Here is an 18,991-nt window from a genome sequence, read left to right as displayed (position 1 = left end):
AATCCTCCTATATTGCCACTTATATTATAGAATGTACTGACTTAAATCGCGATTCTTCACAATAGAAGAGAGCTTATCGTCCACATAGGCCTTTGTAATCTCAACCGTCTCCATCGTGACATCTGGCGCTTCAAATGACAGGTCTTCTAGTAGTTTCTCAAGTATTGTGTGCAGGCGTCTTGCACCTATATTATCCGTTTCCTGATTGACCTCAAAGGCTACTTCAGCAATTCTAGTTACAGCTTCGTCAGAAAATTCAACATTTATACCTTCCGTCTCAAGCATTGCTTTGTATTGTTTCAATAAAGCGTTGGAAGGTTCTGTGAGAATGTTAACAAAGTCTTCAACTGTTAATTTCTCTAACTCTACCCGAATCGGGAATCGTCCCTGAAGTTCAGGGATTAAGTCAGATGGCTTCGACATATGGAACGCACCTGCAGCAACAAATAGAATATGATCCGTTTTGACGGGGCCGTATTTCGTACTAACCGTAGAACCTTCTACGATTGGTAATATGTCACGTTGCACACCTTCACGCGATACTCCTGCACTTGATTGCTCGTTCTGGTCTGCTACTTTATCAATTTCATCGATAAAGATCATACCAGACTGTTCCACCTTTTCAATGGCTTCTTGTGACACTTCATCCATATCAATTAGTTTCGATGCTTCTTGTTGAGTGAGTACTTTACGAGCATCTTTAACAGGTAACTTACGCTTCTTCGACTTCTTCGGCATGAATTGACTAAACGCATCTTGCATATTCATACCCATTTGCTCCATACCCGAGCCTTGAAGCATATCAAACATGGAAGGCTGCTGTTCGTCTACTTCTACAGTGACGACCTGGTCCTCAAGCTCTCCCATTGCTAATTGGTGGGCGACTTGCTTTCTTCTTTGTTCGATGTTTTGGTCTTCTTCTGTCGTATCGTCACTCTCAGCTTGTTGTTGATTAAACAACATCTCGAATGGGTTTTTGAAATTGTTCTGTTTCTTCTTCTTCGGGACAATTAACTCAACTAGCTTATCGTTTGCTAATTGTTCAGCGCGTTCTTTGACACTTTCCATTTTCTCTTCTTTTACGAGGCGAATGGCCGTATCGGTCAAATCTCTCACCATAGACTCTACATCTCTACCGACGTAGCCCACTTCCGTAAACTTAGTCGCCTCCACTTTCACAAATGGGGCACCAACAAGTTTCGCTAGACGTCTTGCTATTTCCGTTTTCCCGACACCAGTTGGACCAATCATTAAGATGTTCTTCGGTACAATCTCTTCGCGCATTTCATCTGGAAGCTGTAGTCGACGATGTCGATTTCTCAGTGCTACAGATACCGCTTTTTTCGCGTCTTTCTGTCCGATAATATATTGGTCTAACTTTTCAACAATTTGTCTTGGCGTTAGATTTTCAGCCATTTAAGAACCTCCCTAGTCTTCGAGTACTTCAAGGACAATTTGATCGTTCGTGTACACGCAAATTTCTCCTGCTATTTCAAGAGATGCTTGTGCGATTTCTTTTGCCGTTTTTTCAGGTGAATACCGCTTTAGCGCACGCCCTGCGCTTAAAGCATAGTGCCCACCAGAACCAATGGCTAGGATACCGTCATCAGGTTCTATGACTTCACCCGTACCTGACACAAGAAACATTTCGTTCTTGTTCATCACGATTAACATGGCTTCAAGCTTTCGTAACACTTTATCACTACGCCATTCTTTCGCAAGTTCAACAGAAGCACGTGCCAGATTCCCGTCAAAGGCTTCTAACTTCGCTTCGAACTTCTCAAATAGTGTAAATGCGTCGGCTACTGAACCTGCAAAGCCAGCTAGTACTTGCCCTCTATATAACGTACGAACTTTTTTCGCTTTATGTTTCATGACAACGGCATTTCCAAAGGTCACTTGCCCGTCGCCACTCATTGCTGCTTGCCCATTGTGCTGTACAGCAAAGATTGTTGTCGCGTGAAATTGTTGTTCCATCGTTACACCTCGCCTCAAATTAAGAGCATCTAGGCTCTTGGATGACTGTTTCGGTAAATCTGTTGCAAGTAATCTTTCGTTACGTGGGTATAGATTTGCGTGGAGGATAAATGCTCATGTCCTAACAATTCCTGAACGGACCTCATGTCTGCTCCTTCATTCAATAGATGGGTTGCAAATGAATGTCTAAGCATATGAGGGTGAACATGAATAGTTAACGCAGCATCATCCACCATTTTGTTTAAGATGGTGCGTATTCCTCGAGAAGTCACTGGACGTCCACGATGATTCAGAAATACTCGATCGGTCGTTTCACCACTCTTGTCTAGTAGTTCCTTTCTACCGGAATCCATAAACCTTTGAAGAGCGTGTTTCGCGAAGTCGCCAAACGGTACGTATCGTTCTTTACGACCTTTCCCCATGATGAGCATGGTTCCGAGTTGCAAGTCAATGTCACCGATTGTGAGTTGTTCACATTCACTAACACGAATGCCCGTTCCATACAACACTTCGAGTAAGGCTTGGTTCCGCTGCCCTAGAGGAGTAGTTAGATCGCTTGCATGAAACAATTTCTCTAACTCTTCTTGATATAGAAAATCAGGGATGTTCTTATCCTGCTTAGGAAGGGAGATTCTACCGAAGGGGTTCCGCGATACAACCTCTTCCCTTTCCAAATAACGAAAAAACGTACGTAAGCTTGACAATTTCCTAGACACGGTACGCCTAGATTGCTTCATGTCATAGAGCTCGGTCAAAAAGAGACGAATGACACCATCATCAATCTCTTCTACATGACGCAACGCTTCCTTCTCTAAAAATGCATGAAATGTCGAAATGTCTTGTTGGTAGTACTGAATCGTATAAGGTGATGCATTCTTCTCAATTTGTAAGTATTGAACAAATGGTTCCATATTATGATAAATTGCGTTCATATCCTTCACCTCGCGATAAGGCGCTTAAATCGTAACACAGGTGACTTTAAATGTGCAATCCACCCAAATCAAAATTGATACAAAATTCTGAATTGTATCTTATATGATACAACTATATCACATACCACAGAAAAAGATGAGAACATATTTACTCATGTAAGGAATCATTTTATAAATCCTTTAGTGAGCGTATTTGTGTCAAGTATTCCACCTTGCCAATGGCATATTATAGCTTGATGAACGTACAGTGTCAATTAAACTGATAATAAAATTATGTATGTTTTAGATTAAGGGGATAAAAATGAAAAACTCCCACCATATTTGGTGAGAGTTTTCCATTTAAGATTGGGTATCTTCTTTGTAGTCACACTCTGTACATTCTACACGCGTACCCTTTTTGGCTTTCTTCTCTACAAGTAATGATTCACATTTCGGACAAGGACGACTAATCGGCTTATCCCAAGAAATGAAATCACATTCTGGATAGCGGTCACAACCGTAGAACGTTCGTTTCTTCTTCGATTTTCGTTCCACGATGTTTCCTTCTTTACACTTAGGACAGGTCACGCCGATCTCTTTAAGGATTGGCTTTGTATTTCGACATTCTGGGAAGTTCGAGCAAGCTAAGAATTTTCCGTATCTCCCCATCTTGTATACCATTTCATGGCCACACTCTTCACAAGTAATTCCGGCAGGCTCGTCTTTAATTTCTACTTCTTCCATTTCGGATTCAGCTTTCTCAAGACGTTTCTCGAAATCTGTGTAGAATTCATCGATAACTTTGACCCATTGTGTTTTCCCGTCTTCTACTGCGTCGAGGTCTTCTTCCATCTGGACAGTGAAGTCAACATTGATAATTTCTGGGAAGTATTCCTGCAATTGCTGGATAACAATCTCACCAAGTTCGGTTGGGACAAATCGTTTGTTATCAAGCGTTACATAGTTTCTTCGTTGAATCGTATCTAGGGTTGGCGCATACGTTGATGGGCGACCAATGCCGAGTTCTTCCAACGTTTTCACTAATCGCGCTTCTGTATAACGCGGTGGCGGTTGAGTGAAGTGCTGGTTCGGATTGATACTTTCAGCCTTCACTGTCATCCCCTCCTCTAAAGGAGGCAACATTTTGTCTTCTTCTTTCTTGTTGTCATCATTTCCCTCGACATACACCTTCATGAACCCTTTAAACTTCACTTTGGAACCTGTCGCTCTAAATTCAACGCCCTCGTTGGTAAGGTGGACCGTCATCGTATCCATGACAGCCGGCGCCATTTGACTTGCAACAAATCGCTCCCAAATGAGTTTATACAAGCGGTATTGGTCACGTGATAGAAAGTCTTTCATTTCTTTCGGTGTACGAAGTGTAGAAGTTGGACGTACGGCTTCGTGTGCATCCTGCGCATTCTGTGATTGGGTTTTCTTTTGCTTCGCTTTCCCACCCAAATACGTTTCTCCATACAAATCTTTGATGTAACCAGCTGCTTCTGTTTGAGCAGTTTCTGAGATTCGAGTCGAGTCCGTACGCATATAAGTAATCAGACCCGTTGTCCCTTCCTTACCTAAATCAATTCCTTCATATAATTGTTGGGCAAGCATCATCGTTTTCTTCGCTTTGAAGTTTAACTTTCGGGCTGCTTCTTGTTGTAAGGATGACGTTGTGAACGGAACAGCTGGGTTGCGACGTCGTTCTCGCTTATTCACTTTGTCGACGTTAAACTCATCGCCCTCGACTTGATTCAAGATCTTATCGACATCTTCTTTCGTGCTAAGTTTTTCCTTCTTCCCATTTCTGCCGTAGAAGGCTCCTTCAAAGGAATCTTTGTCTCGTAAGAAATTCGCATCAATGGACCAATACTCTTCTGGCTTAAAGTTCTTGATTTCATTTTCGCGGTCCATGATTAATTTAACGGCTACAGATTGTACACGCCCTGCACTTAATCCCTTTTTCACCTTTTTCCAGAGAAGTGGACTTATGTTGTAACCAACTAGACGGTCGAGTACACGACGCGCTTGCTGAGCATCAACAAGATCCATATCTATAGTTCTAGGGTGCTTGAACGATTCTTTAATTGCATCTTTCGTAATTTCATTAAAGACAACTCGACATTGTGCGTCGTTCTCTATCCCAAGACTATTCGCCAAATGCCACGCAATGGCTTCCCCTTCACGGTCGGGGTCGGCTGCGAGATAGACGCGTTTTGCTTTCTTCGCAGCTGTCTTTATCTCTTTTAGTACGGGGCCTTTCCCGCGAATCGTAATGTATTTTGGCGCATACTCATCTTCAACATTTACGCCCATTTGACTCTTAGGTAGGTCAATTACGTGCCCCATAGAGGCTTTCACTTCATATTTTTTTCCTAAATATTTTTCAATTGTTTTTGCTTTTGCGGGTGATTCCACGATTACGAGGTAATCTGCCATAAACAATCCTCCAGACATGAGGTAAATCTACTGTATTATGAAAACGTTTATACACTTTTAAAATCTTCCCTATTATTAAATACATCTTTGCGCTTTGTCAAACGCCAATTTTACATTTGGAGGATTTAACCAAAGGAACAAAAAGAATTTGCGACATCTATCGACTTTATCTTTCCTACATGATTTTCCAATCTTCTATGATGTGCTGAGGCTTTTGCACCATCTTCGCGCCTTGCTGAATGAGCGCTAAACAACCTGCACATTGCTCGCTCCAAATTTCTCCCGGAATCGCAAATACTTCACGATTCTGCTCTAATGCTTGGTCAGCAGTAATTAATGAGCCGCTTTTATTTCTCGCTTCCACTACGAGCGTACCATAGGTTAAACCACTTATGATTCGATTTCTCTCTGGAAAGTGCCACTTCTCAGGAGGGATTGAGGGAGGGTATTCACTTAACAATAAATGATTTTCCCCTATAAATTTCTGCAAGGTCCAATTTTCATGAGGATAGCAGTGATTGAGACCAAATGCAAGTACTCCAATCGTGCTTGTGTTGTTCTCAATGGCCATTTCGTGGACCATACGATCAATTCCTCTAGCCATTCCACTTACAAATAACCATTTCTCTTTAGCAAGAGGAAGCAGCACCGTATCGAGTTTTCTAGAGGCCATGTTCGATGGTGTTCGTGTTCCTACTATACTTAATGAAGGATGGTACTTTAACAAGGTCACATCTCCCATCGCGTATAACACAGGCGGGGCATCTGGAATTTGGCGAAGTAGGTGTGGATAGCGGTCTTCTCCTTCATGGATAAAAGTATAGGCACGCACATCTTTCAGCACCTGATAGTAGAGCTCAGGGTTATGCAACTGTTGGAAGAGTAAATCAGCGACCTTTGCATGGATTCCATAGTCATTTACCCATTCTCTTCTACTAGTCTCATACAACCTTAATAATGAAGGATTTTGATTAAGGATGGTTCTAATGAGCGGACGTCTACGATATAAAATAGCGTGGAGGTGTGCCAAGCGGAGAGCAAAAGCAGTAGTCATCGATCAACCTTCTCTCTTCATCTCTTACATCATCATTTTAGTAGATAGTAGTAAAGAAGCCCTTGTAAACACAAAGGCTTCTTTATAGGAAAGAATTTAATGAGTTTTGCATTTGTCGTATAGATTATTTTCTTTCAGTACATTAATTAACGTTTCACCCATGACTGCCGGGGTGTCCGCTACTTCAATACCACATTCATTCATGACGCTGATTTTCTCTTCTGCAGTCCCTTTACCGCCTGAAATAATTGCACCGGCATGCCCCATACGTTTACCGGGAGGGGCAGTTCGACCACCAATAAACCCTACGACAGGTTTCGTCATGTTTTCTTTCACAAATTGAGCAGCCTCTTCCTCAGCTGTACCACCTATTTCACCAATCATAATCACACCATACGTATCTGGGTCGTCTTGGAACGCTTGAAGAACGTCGATAAAGTTTGTTCCATTTACAGGGTCTCCACCAATTCCAACAGCAGTAGACTGACCAATTCCCGCCTCAGATAACTGATGCACGGCTTCATACGTTAATGTTCCACTTCTAGAGACAACACCAATATGCCCTTTCTTGTGGATATAGCCAGGCATAATGCCAATCTTACACTCTTCAGGCGTAATGACACCTGGGCAGTTCGGACCTACAAGACGTGTCTTCTTGCCTTCCATATAGCGACGAACCTTTACCATATCTAGAACAGGAATGTGTTCAGTAATACAGATTGCAAGATCTAATTCAGCATCGACCGCTTCCATAATCGCATCTGCTGCAAACGCTGCAGGCACGTAGATGACTGAAACGGTTGCACCTGTTGCTTCAGCTGCTTCTGCAACCGTATTAAATACAGGTACTCCCTCAACTTCTGTTCCACCCTTCTTCGGCGTTACGCCGCCTACGATTTGGGTGCCGTACTCAAGCATTTGCTTTGTATGGAAAAGGGCTGTAGACCCAGTAATTCCTTGTACAATGACTTTTGTGTCTTTGTTAATATAAATACTCATTTTTGTCCGCCCTTTCTTATTTTACTAATTCAACAATTTTTTGAGCTGCTTCTGCCATAGATTCAGAGGATTCAATATTTAAGCCTGATGAATCTAGTATTTCTTTCCCCTGTTGTACGTTTGTACCTTCTAGACGAACAACAAGTGGAATCTCTAAGCCTACTTGTTTAGTAGCCTCGACAACTCCTTCAGCAATTACATCACAACGCATGATTCCTCCGAATATATTTACGAGGATTCCCTTCACGCTTGAATCAGATAAAATAATTTTAAAGGCTTCAGTTACTTTCTCAGTCGTTGCGCCTCCCCCTACATCAAGGAAGTTCGCGGGTTCTCCGCCATAGTGCTTAATCGTGTCCATAGTTGCCATAGCAAGACCTGCCCCATTTACCATACAACCAATATTTCCATCTAGCGCGATGTAACTTAGGTCATACTTTGAAGCTTCAATTTCCTTCGTATCTTCTTCGTCTAGGTCACGAAGGTCAGCAATCTCCTTCTGGCGATATAAAGCGTTATCATCAAAGTTCAATTTCGCATCAAGCGCCATGACTTGTCCATCACCTGTTGTAACGAGCGGGTTGATTTCCGCGATGGAGCAGTCTTTCTCAACGAATACATCGTAGAGTCCGAGCATAAATTTAACCGCTTTCCCTAGAAGCGCATCTGGTATATTCATATTGAATGCCAGTCTTCTTGCTTGGAACGGAGTTAGTCCTACAACCGGATCGACGACCTCTCTAAATATTTTCTCCGGGGTTGCAGCAGCCACTTCTTCAATTTCAGTACCACCTTCTTCAGACCCCATCATCGTTACGCGGGAGGTAGCACGGTCAAGAACAAGACCGATGTAATATTCTTTCTGAATATCGCAACCTTCCTCTATGAGTAAGCGCTTAACTTCTTTCCCTTCAGGACCTGTTTGATGGGTTACTAGAGTACTCCCAAGCAACTCGTCCGCATATGTACGTACATCATCAAGGCTCTTTGCAATCTTTACGCCGCCTGCTTTCCCACGGCCACCTGCGTGAATTTGCGCTTTTACTACGGTTACATCAGAACCTAACCCCTTCGCTGCCTCGACAGCTTCGTCAACGGAATAGGCCACTTTACCATTCGGCACCGCTACATTGTAGCTACGTAACACTTCTTTCCCCTGATACTCATGAATGTTCATGTTTCATCCTCCCATCATTTTGTCACTGCATGACCATTGTATAAAAGATTGTGAAGAATTGTCCACAAATTGTTATTAAGAATAAAGAAAATCTTCAAATAGTTAAGAAAAGAGCCCCACATTGCGGGGCTTATTCTATATATAAATTTTACTTTGCTCCTTTGTCTAAGCGATAGACGAAGGCAAATACTTCAGCTACCGCTTGATAAAGTTCCTCGGGGATTGTTTCATTAATATCCAATTGACTCAGCAATTCGACTAAGGAGGCATCTTCTTGAATAGGAACATGATGAGCATTCGCTCGTTCTAAAATAGAGTCTGCTACATGCCCATGTCCCTTTGCAACCACTTTAGGCGCGTCCGTGCCTTCCTCATAATTCAGAGCTACTGCTGATTTTCTCTTCTCATCCCTCATATGCGAAAATCGAGTCCTCCTTCTCTCTTTGCAAATGGTCTCTTTTGTTCTTGACGCCCTGCTGCTTCTGCACTCGATTCAACCGGCTTGATGAGAACTCCAGACAACGTATAACCGAGGTCATGAAGACCATTTTTCAGCGTCTCTTTAAGCGGCTCTATCTGTTGAGATGGAGCTTCGTTTGACACGTATATATTCAAACGAACTGTTCGATTTTGTACGTGCATATCCACAACGGTCTCTTTCAGTTGATCAAGATGCAAATAGAACAGAATGTGGCAATAATCGGGATCAATTGTTCCATCTTCTTTCTTCCGTCCCTCAACATCAAACTCCACGTCTTCTGTTAACCCTAACCACTCCCCTGGGAACTGAACGTGCATATGAGTAGATACATGCTGTTCTTGTAGAGAAAGTTGCATACCTGTTACTTGATGAAGTAAAGACTGGATACGCTCCCCGTTAGCTCCCCCATTCTCTTGGAGTGCATAAAGAAGAGCAGCTTTCACAGAAGAATCTGCTTGAGGTGCTTTCATAGGGTCTGTTGCTTTTGAAGCTTCAAATTCATGGTCGAACCCACTGAATAAAAACGCGGACTTCAACTTAGCCAAAGCCCCTTCCTTACCAAGTGGTGCAGAAGATTCTGCTGATGCAATCCATTGTAAGGCTAATTTGATCTCTTGCTTTGTTAATTGTTCGGAAAGCTCATTCCGTAGAGCGCGTCCAAATTGAACAAGTTCAGTGCGTACCGATTCCTGTAGAGGCGTTTCATTCTGTAGCGCCTTCGCTAAGGTTGTTAAGTTCTCACGTACCGGAACAGAAGGGAATGCCCCTTCAAGCTTCATTAACGTGCTCGGTTGGAGCAATACATTGGTTAATTTAATCATGCCTTCTTTCAGAGAAGAAGAAGTGTTCTCTTGTAAACGCTCGACCCCATTAGCCCACAATGCGAGTTGCTGACTCCCTTTGTTCGTAAAAGGAAGTTGCTTACTCACAGCCTCCTTCATCACAGCAGAGATTTGATTTCCACTTTCTACGTTGCGACTAAGGTGTTGCACGTAAGATTTTACAGCTTCTCGTCCGCCTTCTTTCGGAATTAAATTGACCTTTTGCAATAGTGAAAGAGCCTCATCCGAATGAGTACCAGTTAACGCAGCAGTCACTACACGAGGAATTTCGTGGGTCGTGCGTCCGGAAAGTTGGTGAAGCAATTGTTGTAAGGGTTGGCTAGATGAGGAATGGAGCTGTTGAACTTGTGAGGTCATAGAAGGAGTGGCTCCTTCCCCTTTCACTCTTGTAAGCAGAGCTTGAAATACCCCTTCTGTGACAGGGAGTTTTCGAGTCAACAGCGTAGTCATTGCTTCTTTCCCCTTTGCTGTAAAGCCTTCCTGGTCGAGGATGGTTAAGGCTCTATTCACCTCTTTAGCATTTATTGGGACTTGATGGTTTAATAACGTTTGGACAAACTGTTCTTTCCGCGCGCTAGACGTCGTGTGAAGCTGTTGAAGCAACTCTTTCGCAGGGGAGGCAGCGGATGTTGACGTAATGACGTTCAGCTGAGGTGTTGGTGCGTCTTGTTTCACTTGAAAAAGGTAGCGTTTCTGAACGTCTAACGCTGCCTCAAGCTGAGCATGAAGGCGCTCTGTTCCAACCATGATGTCAGCCCGTTGTCCAGGGTACAATTTAACAACCTTCGCCTCAATAAATTGACCTGTTTTTAAGTTCATGAGTGGTTTAGACTGGGTCTGAGCTGGCCTTAAGGCCTCCATGACTTGAGCAGCCGTCTTACTAATCATTGTTTCTCCTCCTCTTAGAACGCTCCTGTACGCTTGATTGGGGCAAAGGTATGACGATGTTCTTGAAGTGTCCCCACACGCTCTATCGCTTCCAAATGAGCTTTTGTGCCATAGCCCATGTTCTTCTCGAACTGATAGTCTGGATATTGCTCACCAAGTTTCTTCATGTAGCGATCTCTTGTGACTTTAGCAATTACACTCGCAGCCGCAATGGAAACACTTCGTGCATCCCCTTTCGTTATAGCTTCGTAAGGGAGGTTGGCCTCTGGTAGCTTCATCGCATCAATGAGAAGCATATCTGGTGCTACTTCCAATTCTCCAATTGCGCGCATCATGGCGACTTTCGTTGCTTCATAGATATTCCATTCATCAATTTCCTTACTCGACACTACTCCAACACCTGTTGCACATGCATGTTCATTGATATAGTCGAAATAATACTCTCGCTTTGCCTCTGACAACTGTTTCGAATCATTTAAACCTGGTAAATAAAAATCATCAGGTAAAATGACCGCTCCAGCCACAACAGGACCAGCTAGAGGACCTCTTCCTGCTTCGTCAATTCCAGCTATGTACGTATAGCCAGATTGTTGATGTTTACGCTCAAACTGCTTCATTTCGTAGAACTGTTCTTCTAAACGAACAAACTCTTGAACGCGTTTCTCATATTGTACGACGGCTTTTTGGACGCCTTTTCTCGTATCTTGACGATAAAGTTCTACCTCTTCAGTCGTAAGGTCTTCCCCATTAAGCCGCTCTTTAATTTGTTGAATAGTTTGTTTCATTGACTTAACTCCTTGTCCTTTATATCGGTCTTACTACGAAAAAATAAAGGTACCCGAGTCGGATACCTTTATTGTAAATCGATCATATGAGGGGTTTCCATAGTCATGCGTCCCAATTTGCCTGAACGCATATCATGAATGACAACGTCAGCAACCTTCTCAAAATTGACTCGTCCGCCACTTTCAAGACAACCCCGTTTCCGTCCAATGATCTCGAAAATCTCGCCCATATCATCCTGGTCGGCACTAACACCAAAGCGCTCGTTGAGAACAACCGGGTAATAGGCTTGCATGTATTGGATCAACCTTGCTGCCACATCCTCAAACGGAAGGATTTGGTCTTTAATTGTTCCAATGGTAGCTAGTCGATACCCAACTTCCTGGCTCTCAAACTTTGGCCAAAGAATTCCTGGTGTATCAAGAAGCTCGAAGTCTTTCTTCACCTTGATCCATTGCTGATTCTTTGTGACCCCTGGTTTATCTCCTGTCTTGGCAATCTTCTTCTTCGCAAGACGGTTGATTAAGGTGGATTTCCCGACATTCGGAATTCCGATAATCATAGCACGGGATGCTCGCGGTCTGATTCCTTTCTTTCTCATCCGCTCAAGCTTCTCTTCGCCTAATGCTTTAGCTGTAGCAATCACATTTTGAATATCGTTTGGCTGTTGAACATCGACCGGAACCGCTTCTATGCCTTGGTCCTTGTACCAGTCTATCCATTCAGCCGTACGCGCTTCATCCGCTAAATCTTTCTTCATTAACAGAACCATTTTAGATTTCTGTTGTAGAACTTCATGGAGCATCGGATTTTGTGATGAATAGGGAGCTCTTGCGTCTACCAGTTCAATTACAAAGTCTACGAGTTTTAACTTTTCCTGTACTTCACGCTTGGCTTTCGCCATGTGTCCAGGAAACCATTGTATCGTCATGGTCATCACCTTCTAGTTTAATGAATTCCAATTCGCCCAAGTGGCCAATAAGTAAAACTCGTTTCCCCTACGAGCTCTTCTACTTCAATGAGCCCAAGCATGCGACTATCTGTTGAGTTTCCACGATTATCGCCTAGCACAAGGACATGACCATCAGGGATTTCTTCATATCCTCCCGGTAACTCCTCGAGATTAAAGTCAAACGTATACTTATTGCCTTTAGGAAGGGCGTTTATTTGTTCGGAAATGTAAGGCTCATTCACGGCCTGTCCATTTACATATAGTGTATCTTCTACATATTCCACGTGTTCACCCGGAAGCCCAATCACGCGTTTAATATAGTCTTTGTTCTCTGTTGCGTGGAACACCACAACATCAAATCGTTCAGGGTCTCCGAATGTATAACTTAATTTATTTACAATCATGTGATCGCCATTTTCCAACGTAGGAAGCATGGATGGTCCATCCACCACAATTGGAGCAAACACAAACATACGGATGACGATTGCAAGGAGAGCCGCTATGCCGATCGCCTTGATCCAGTCAAACCATTCTTGCTTCTTCCGCGCCATGTGACCATCCTCCAAGACAGTATGTATAATTCAAAAAAGGAGCCTGACAAATATCAAGCTCCTCTCCTGAACACATTGCAATTAGCGAAGTTCTTTAATACGCGCAGCTTTACCACGTAGGTTACGTAGGTAGTAAAGTTTCGCACGACGTACTTTACCACGACGAACAACTTCGATCTTATCTAGACGTGGGGAATGTACAGGGAATGTACGCTCAACACCGATTCCGAAAGAAATCTTACGGACAGTGAATGTTTCGCTGATTCCGCCGCCACGACGTTTGATGACAACACCTTCAAATACCTGGATACGCTCACGGTTACCCTCTACAACTTTAACGTGTACTTTGACCGTGTCACCGGCTTTGAATTTAGGAAGATCAGTTTTAAGTTGATCTTGTGTTACTTGATTGATAAGATTTTGCATCTTATTCACACTCCTTCTCCACAAATGCTCATGTCTGGAACAATCCTGACAGCGGAACACCGTATTATTAGCTTAAGTATGTCTTAAGCACAAGTTATAATATACCATAATGGTACACTGTTCGCAATATCATTCACCATTTTCCCATGAATGAATCCACTGTTTTTCCTTGTCACTTAACTCATAGCTCGACAAGAGGTCCGGACGCCTGTCATACGTTCGCTTCAGCGATTGCTGATGTCTCCATTCATCAATCTTCGCATGGTTACCTGAGCGTAGTATTTCTGGCACTTCTATCCCTCTAAAGTTCGCAGGCTTCGTGTAGTGAGGATGCTCAAGGAGACCGCTTGAGAATGAGTCCTCAGGTGCAGATGCCTCATTACCAAGTACGCCTGGCAACAATCGAACTACACTATCAATTACCACCATACTCCCAAGTTCTCCGCCTGTTAATACGTAATCGCCAATTGAAATCTCATCTGTAGCGAGATGGGTACGAATGCGTTCATCATACCCTTCGTAATGGCCACATAGGAAGATTACGTGCTCTTCCTTCGCTAGCTCCTCCGCCTTTTGTTGGGTGTAAGGTTCGCCTTGTGGGCACATCAGAACGATTCTAGGGGATTTCTCAGCTGTTCGTTTCTCTTTCACCGCTTCAACTGCATCGAATAGAGGTTGAGGAGACAGCACCATCCCAGCTCCACCACCATAGGGCGTGTCGTCGACTTTATTGTGCTTGCTTTCTGTATAATCCCTGAAATTCACGGTCTCATAGCTGAAGGCGCCCATATCCTGAGCACGCTTCAGGATTGATGTATTCATAACGCCCTGAAACATGTCCGGAAACAGTGTCAGAATATCGATATGCATTAGTCTAACAGTCCTTCCATTGGTTCAATCGTGACTTTCTTCTCGTCCACATTTATTTGTTTCACCACTTGCTCAATGTATGGGATGAGGGCATCCTTCTTCCCTTTACGCTTAATAACCCATACATCATTGGCACCTGGGGAGAGAATTTCTTTTATTTGACCAATATGCTCACCGGATGTTGTATGTACTTCACAACCGATAATTTCATGGTAATAAAATTCACCTTCCGAAAGTTCGCCTTGTTGCTCCTCTGAAATAGCAAGTTCTCCGCCTTTCATAGGCTCAACATCATTTAACGAAGGATAGTCTTCAAATGACACGAGCTGAAAGTTCTTGTGTGTACGATGTGTGCGAATTGTTAATGTTTGTGGCTTCCCACCGTCTGGCGAGATGAAGTATACCACGTTCCCTGGCTCGAAGCGGTCTTCAAAGTCTGTTACTTGGATGACACGCACTTCCCCTCGCACTCCATGGGTGTTAACTACTTTCCCAATTGTATATAGAGATGATTCCATCTTTATCACCTACCGATCGATACGAATTACCTTTCCGTCTTCAACGACAATGGCACCTTCACTCATTATGTCTTCCCAGTTACTCCCGATTTCGACGGTCACGACCGTCTCAACCTCACTGTCCGTAAGCTCACTACCCAGTGGTAGAATGTCTAGTTGTTCAAGCTGATATTCAACCCAACGCATTTTTTCTTTCCGGCGGTCGAGTTCTTTCTGAAATCGCTTTGAAACTTCTTCACGAGAGACATTTTGTTTACTTTCAATGCGGCGCTTTTCAAAGGACAACTGCTGACATTCTTGGTCAAGTTGCTTCCATTCTCGATGAAACTGATGCTGCATCTTCTCTTTACTTGCTTCTGTTAATACTTGCTTCACTGGGATCTTTCGAATAATTTCCATAGGATCTTCGCTCACTTCCTTACAAGGCTTCACACAACAGTGTGTTTCTATTAAATAGCTAAACCTGTCACTTCTGTTCGTAAGGTTGTATACAAGCGCATTGAAAAAAAAGGGAAAGGTTAGCCCCTTCCCCTTTTACTTACATAATCTCTAAGAAAATGCGTTTATTCGATTTAGAACCCGCGGCATAAACGAGGGTTCGAATAGACTTGGCAACACGGCCTTGCTTTCCAATCACCTTTCCAACATCATCTTGATGCAAATGAAGTTGGTACATAATTTTCTGTGCCTCTTCCTGCTTCGTGATCTTGATGTCTTCTGGGTAATCCACTAATGGCCGGACAATCGTCTCAATGAGGGCTTCCATGTTAATGGTTCACCGCTTTACTTTTGAGTTTTTTGTGCGTGGAATTTCTCCATGATGCCTTGTGTTGAGAATAGGTTGCGTACTGTGTCAGATGGCTTCGCGCCTTCTGTCATCCACTGAAGAGCTTTCTCTTCGTCGATACTAACCTCTGTTGGGTTAGCGATTGGGTTGTACGTACCAATCTGTTCAATGAAACGTCCGTCACGAGGAGAACGTGAATCTGCTACTACTACACGATAGAATGGGTTACGTTTAGAACCCATACGCTTTAAGCGAATTTTTACTGCCATTTATAAGCACCTCCGAATTATTTTGCTTTTCACAAGTTTAGATTGTAGCAAAGATATTTCACTGTGTAAAGTGTTTTTCCATTACATAAACGGAAACTTCATACCTTTGCCTTTTTTGCCTTTTTGATTCGTCATTTGTTTCATCATCTTCTTCATGTCATTAAACTGCTTGAGAAGACGATTGACTTCCGTCACAGAGCGACCAGAACCTTTAGCAATCCGCTTCTTACGGCTTGCGTTCATGATTTCAGGCTTTTCACGCTCGTACTTTGTCATGGATTGAATAATCGCTTCAACATGAGTGATTTGTTTATCATCAAATTGGGCGTTCTTCAACCCTTTCATCTTGTCAGCACCTGGAATCATCGAAATAAGGTCTTCAAGTGGCCCCATTTTCTTTACTTGTCCCATTTGTTCCAAGAAGTCATCAAGTGTAAAGGATGCATCTTTCATCTTTTGTTCAAGTTGCTTCGCTTGGTCTTCATCCACTTCTGATTGAGCTTTCTCAATCAGAGTAAGAACGTCGCCCATGCCTAGAATTCGAGACGCCATACGTTCAGGATGGAATGGCTCTAGTGCATCCATTTTCTCTCCCATACCAGCAAACTTGATCGGTTTGTCTGTAACTGCCTTAATAGAGAGGGCTGCACCACCACGTGTATCCCCATCAAGTTTCGTTAAGACAACTCCTGATAAATCCAGTTGGTTGTTGAACGTCTCCGCAACGTTTACGGCGTCTTGTCCTGTCATCGAATCGACAACAAGGAACGTTTCCGTAGGTTGAACGGTATCACGAATTTGTTGAAGTTCGTCCATAAGATGTTCGTCCACGTGAAGACGACCAGCCGTATCAATAATGACATAATCATTATGATTGGCCTTCGCCTCTTCAATGGCCTGTTTCGCGATGTCAACAGGGTTCGCTTCTGTCCCTTCAGAATAGACCGGTATATCCAACTGCTTACCAATCGTTTCAAGCTGATTGATTGCTGCTGGACGATACACGTCCGCTGCAACAAGCAGTGGCTTTCGGTTGTGTTCTTTACGAAGATGATTTGCAAGCTTTCCGGTTGTCGTCGTTTTACCTGCACCTTGCAGACCGACCATCATGATTACAGTTGGAGGGCGATTCGCTGTTGCAATTTTACTTTGCTCTCCGCCCATTAACTCAGTCAATTCTTCCTTAACCACTTTAATGACCTGTTGGCCAGGGGTTAAGCTCTTCATGACTTCTTGTCCAACTGCACGCTCTTTCACGCGCTTGATAAAGTCTTTCACCACTTTAAAGTTAACGTCTGCCTCAAGAAGCGCTAATCGAATTTCACGCGTCATTGCTTTGACGTCTTCTTCTGTGACTTTTCCTTTACCTTTAATCTTTTGGATCGTATTCTGCAGTCGGTCGGCTAATCCTTCAAATGCCATACAGCCGCCCTCCTAATCTAAATTCTCCAAGGTTTCCACGAGCTGAATTGCGTCAGTGGAACCTTTTCGAATGGATTCTTTCAACTGTTTCAGCAAGCTCTGTCGCTCTTGAAAACGCTCGTATAAGTGGAGCTTCTCTTCATACTCTTCAATCATGTTCTCAGTTCGTCTAATGTTGTCATAGACGGCCTGACGACTGACTTCAAAGGCCTCTGAGATCTCACCTAGCGAGTAATCTTCGAGGTAATAGAGCTCCATGTAACTACGTTGTTTATCCGTTAACAATTCTTGATAAAAATCGAATAGATAGTTCATCCGAGTTGTCTTTTCAAGCAAAGCAAGCACTCCTTGTTAAGTGAAATGCCTTTACATATACAAATATTATCGAAAACATACGGTATCTGTCAAGGTTTCACCGGGATTTTTACGCTTCTTCCGTTTCTTCTAGCATATCAGCAAAAAGTCCGTACACAAAGGCATCAGGGTCAAACGTTTGTAGGTCCGTCATTTTCTCCCCTAACCCTACGTATTTCACTGGAATATTCAATTCGTTTCGAATGGCGAGGACAATTCCACCCTTCGCTGTACCATCGAGTTTCGTTAAGACAATTCCCGTTACATCTGTCGTCTCACTAAACGTCTTCGCCTGACTCATGGCATTCTGTCCAGTCGTCGCATCAAGAACAAGCATGACATCATGCGGGGCATCCGGGACTTCTCGTGAAATAACCTTTTTCACCTTAGATAGCTCATTCATCAGATTGACTTTATTTTGCAGACGTCCAGCCGTATCACACAGTAACACGTCAACACCACGCGCTTTAGCAGCTTGAACGGCATCATATACGACTGCTGCTGGGTCACTTCCAGCGCTATGTTTAATCACATCGACGCCTACGCGTTCACCCCATACTTCAAGTTGTTCAATGGCTCCTGCACGGAACGTGTCTCCTGCGGCTAACATGACCGTCTTGCCTTCTTGCTTCAAGCGGTGAGCCATCTTTCCGATTGTCGTCGTCTTCCCGACTCCATTAACACCAACAAATAAGACAACAGATAATCCGTCATTGTTCACGTTTAATTCTTGAACACCTTCATTTTCGTCACCTTGATAGATCTCAACAAGTTTCTCAGAGATGACTTCCCTCATTTCAGAGGTATCTTTAATATTTCGACGCTTTACTTCCATTTCAAGCTCTTCAATAAGCTCCATCACGGTATTCACGCCTACGTCTGCGCCAATTAGAATTTCTTCTAGTTCTTCGAAGAAGTCCTCATCGACTTTGCGGTATTTCGCTACTAAGTCATTTACTTTGGAAGAGAAGTTGTTCCGTGTTTTAGACAGACCTTTTTTAAACTTGTCTGCAATACTTTCTTTTTTCTCTTCAGGCAGAAGTTCAGGCTGCGTCTCTTCAACAGATTGTATCGAAGGTTCCTCGTCGGATTCCGATTCTTCCACCGCTGTAACGGCTTCGGCATTGTCTTCACTTGAATCCTCTACTGTTTCAGCTTCAGCTGACTCCTCTGTCTCATTAGACTCATTAGACTCGTCTTTATGTTCTAAGGCTTGCGATTCTTCTACGGTCTCCTCTTGCTTTGTGAACTTATCCTTCAATTTCTTGAAAAAACTCATCTAATCCTTCCT

General features: G+C 43.3%; 21 protein-coding genes. All 21 read right to left on the bottom strand.

Going from position 1 to position 18,991, the window contains the following annotated elements:
* Positions 1–24: 24 nt before the first annotated feature.
* A complete protein-coding gene (gene hslU / locus H513_RS0105130) occupies positions 25–1,416 on the bottom strand; it encodes an HslU--HslV peptidase ATPase subunit (protein WP_026799767.1) in 1,392 nt (463 codons plus the stop codon).
* Between the two features lie 12 nt (positions 1,417–1,428).
* Positions 1,429–1,977: an ATP-dependent protease subunit HslV gene (gene hslV / locus H513_RS0105125; protein ID WP_026799766.1), complete on the bottom strand. Its 549-nt coding sequence runs from the start codon at positions 1,975–1,977 to the stop codon at positions 1,429–1,431.
* A gap of 29 nt (positions 1,978–2,006) precedes the next feature.
* Positions 2,007–2,909, bottom strand: a complete 903-nt coding sequence (gene xerC / locus H513_RS0105120) for a tyrosine recombinase XerC (RefSeq protein ID WP_026799765.1) — start codon at positions 2,907–2,909, stop codon at positions 2,007–2,009.
* Between the two features lie 339 nt (positions 2,910–3,248).
* A complete protein-coding gene (topA, locus tag H513_RS0105115; protein WP_026799764.1) occupies positions 3,249–5,327 on the bottom strand; it encodes a type I DNA topoisomerase in 2,079 nt (692 codons plus the stop codon).
* 175 nt (positions 5,328–5,502) lie between these two features.
* Positions 5,503–6,381, bottom strand: coding sequence for a DNA-processing protein DprA (gene dprA, locus H513_RS0105110; protein WP_051239688.1), 879 nt, complete (start codon positions 6,379–6,381; stop codon positions 5,503–5,505).
* 96 nt (positions 6,382–6,477) lie between these two features.
* Entirely contained in the window at positions 6,478–7,380 is a 903-nt protein-coding gene (gene sucD / locus H513_RS0105105; protein WP_026799762.1) for a succinate--CoA ligase subunit alpha, read from the bottom strand.
* A gap of 16 nt (positions 7,381–7,396) precedes the next feature.
* Positions 7,397–8,557, bottom strand: coding sequence for an ADP-forming succinate--CoA ligase subunit beta (gene sucC / locus H513_RS0105100; RefSeq protein ID WP_026799761.1), 1,161 nt, complete (start codon positions 8,555–8,557; stop codon positions 7,397–7,399).
* Between the two features lie 148 nt (positions 8,558–8,705).
* Positions 8,706–8,972 carry an EscU/YscU/HrcU family type III secretion system export apparatus switch protein gene (locus H513_RS0105095; protein WP_026799760.1) on the bottom strand — a complete coding sequence of 89 codons (267 nt, stop codon included), beginning with the start codon at positions 8,970–8,972 and terminating at the stop codon, positions 8,706–8,708.
* Complete coding sequence (locus H513_RS0105090; RefSeq protein ID WP_026799759.1) at positions 8,969–10,768, bottom strand: hypothetical protein; 1,800 nt, start codon at positions 10,766–10,768, stop codon at positions 8,969–8,971. Before H513_RS0105090 ends, H513_RS0105095 begins: the two co-directional genes overlap by 4 nt.
* 14 nt (positions 10,769–10,782) lie before the next feature.
* Positions 10,783–11,553 (bottom strand): ribonuclease HII, encoded by a 771-nt coding sequence (locus H513_RS0105085; RefSeq protein ID WP_026799758.1) that lies wholly within the window; start codon positions 11,551–11,553, stop codon positions 10,783–10,785.
* A gap of 68 nt (positions 11,554–11,621) precedes the next feature.
* Entirely contained in the window at positions 11,622–12,482 is an 861-nt protein-coding gene (gene ylqF, locus H513_RS0105080; protein WP_026799757.1) for a ribosome biogenesis GTPase YlqF, read from the bottom strand.
* Positions 12,483–12,499: 17 nt separating this feature from the next.
* Positions 12,500–13,054, bottom strand: coding sequence for a signal peptidase I (gene lepB / locus H513_RS0105075; protein WP_026799756.1), 555 nt, complete (start codon positions 13,052–13,054; stop codon positions 12,500–12,502).
* A gap of 81 nt (positions 13,055–13,135) precedes the next feature.
* Complete coding sequence (gene rplS / locus H513_RS0105070; RefSeq protein ID WP_026799755.1) at positions 13,136–13,480, bottom strand: 50S ribosomal protein L19; 345 nt, start codon at positions 13,478–13,480, stop codon at positions 13,136–13,138.
* A gap of 129 nt (positions 13,481–13,609) precedes the next feature.
* Entirely contained in the window at positions 13,610–14,350 is a 741-nt protein-coding gene (gene trmD / locus H513_RS0105065; RefSeq protein ID WP_026799754.1) for a tRNA (guanosine(37)-N1)-methyltransferase TrmD, read from the bottom strand.
* Positions 14,350–14,868: a ribosome maturation factor RimM gene (rimM, locus tag H513_RS0105060; RefSeq protein WP_026799753.1), complete on the bottom strand. Its 519-nt coding sequence runs from the start codon at positions 14,866–14,868 to the stop codon at positions 14,350–14,352. Before rimM ends, trmD begins: the two co-directional genes overlap by 1 nt.
* Positions 14,869–14,877: 9 nt before the next feature.
* Complete coding sequence (locus H513_RS0105055; RefSeq protein ID WP_026799752.1) at positions 14,878–15,267, bottom strand: YlqD family protein; 390 nt, start codon at positions 15,265–15,267, stop codon at positions 14,878–14,880.
* Positions 15,268–15,406: 139 nt separating this feature from the next.
* A complete protein-coding gene (locus tag H513_RS0105050; protein ID WP_026799751.1) occupies positions 15,407–15,634 on the bottom strand; it encodes a KH domain-containing protein in 228 nt (75 codons plus the stop codon).
* Positions 15,635–15,651: 17 nt separating this feature from the next.
* Positions 15,652–15,924 carry a 30S ribosomal protein S16 gene (gene rpsP / locus H513_RS0105045; protein ID WP_026799750.1) on the bottom strand — a complete coding sequence of 91 codons (273 nt, stop codon included), beginning with the start codon at positions 15,922–15,924 and terminating at the stop codon, positions 15,652–15,654.
* Positions 15,925–16,005: 81 nt separating this feature from the next.
* Complete coding sequence (gene ffh, locus H513_RS0105040) at positions 16,006–17,346, bottom strand: signal recognition particle protein (RefSeq protein WP_026799749.1); 1,341 nt, start codon at positions 17,344–17,346, stop codon at positions 16,006–16,008.
* A gap of 12 nt (positions 17,347–17,358) precedes the next feature.
* Positions 17,359–17,682, bottom strand: coding sequence for a putative DNA-binding protein (locus H513_RS0105035; RefSeq protein ID WP_026799748.1), 324 nt, complete (start codon positions 17,680–17,682; stop codon positions 17,359–17,361).
* 88 nt (positions 17,683–17,770) lie between these two features.
* The gene (gene ftsY / locus H513_RS0105030; RefSeq protein WP_081658183.1) at positions 17,771–18,979 is read right to left on the bottom strand and encodes a signal recognition particle-docking protein FtsY; all 1,209 of its coding nucleotides are present in this window, start codon (positions 18,977–18,979) and stop codon (positions 17,771–17,773) included.
* Between the last annotated feature and the right edge of the window lie 12 nt (positions 18,980–18,991).

The sequence above is a fragment of the Pontibacillus halophilus JSM 076056 = DSM 19796 genome (genome assembly GCF_000425205.1).
Taxonomy (GTDB): domain Bacteria; phylum Bacillota; class Bacilli; order Bacillales; family BH030062; genus Pontibacillus_A; species Pontibacillus_A halophilus.
Note: the sequence above shows the minus strand (reverse complement) of the source record. Positions and strands in the feature narration are given on the sequence as shown.